This is a genomic window from Inquilinus sp. CA228, assembly GCF_052078665.1.
In the GTDB taxonomy this organism is placed as follows: domain Bacteria; phylum Pseudomonadota; class Alphaproteobacteria; order DSM-16000; family Inquilinaceae; genus Inquilinus.
Genome location: NZ_JBQJIK010000204.1, coordinates 1 through 588 on the forward strand (window position 1 = coordinate 1; position 588 = coordinate 588).

The window sequence follows — 588 nt, forward strand, 5'->3', positions numbered from 1 at the left end:
CGCTGGAAGGCCATGGCCGGGAGGAACTGGGCGGGCTGGACCTGAGCCGGACGGTGGGCTGGTTCACCAGCATCTACCCGGTGCGCCTGACGCCGAAGGCGTCGACGGGGGCATCGCCCGCGGCGGACCTCGAAGCATCGCTGAAGGCGGTGAAGGAGCAGCTTCGGGCGGTGCCGCAGCGCGGCCTCGGCTACGGCGTGCTGCGACACATGGGATCGGAGGAGGTGCGGGCGTCTTTGTCCTCACAGCCCTGGCCTTCGGTGACGTTCAACTATCTGGGCCGGTTCGACGGGATGACGGCGGGAGCCTTCGCCCTGGCGCGGGAGAGCGCAGGCCGGGACCAGTCGGAGGGCTCGCCACTCGGCGCCGAGCTGGTGGTGAACGGCCAGGTGGCGGAAGGCGTGCTGGGCCTGTCCTGGCTGTACAGCGCCGCCCGGCACGACACGGTGACGATCGAACAGCTGGCCCAGGCCTTCGCGGCGGAGCTGGCAGCGCTGGTCGCACTGTGCGGCGCGCCGGGAGCGGGCGGCCTGACGCCGTCGGACGTGCCGCTCGCTGGTCTGAGCCAGGCGGAGTTGGATGCGCTGC

At 71.9% G+C, this 588-nt stretch carries 1 protein-coding gene; it reads left to right on the forward strand.

The window, feature by feature from the left end; genetic code table 11:
• Positions 1–588: condensation domain-containing protein (locus tag ACTOWL_RS38015; protein WP_441326489.1), on the forward strand; the 588-nt coding region annotated here is incomplete at both ends.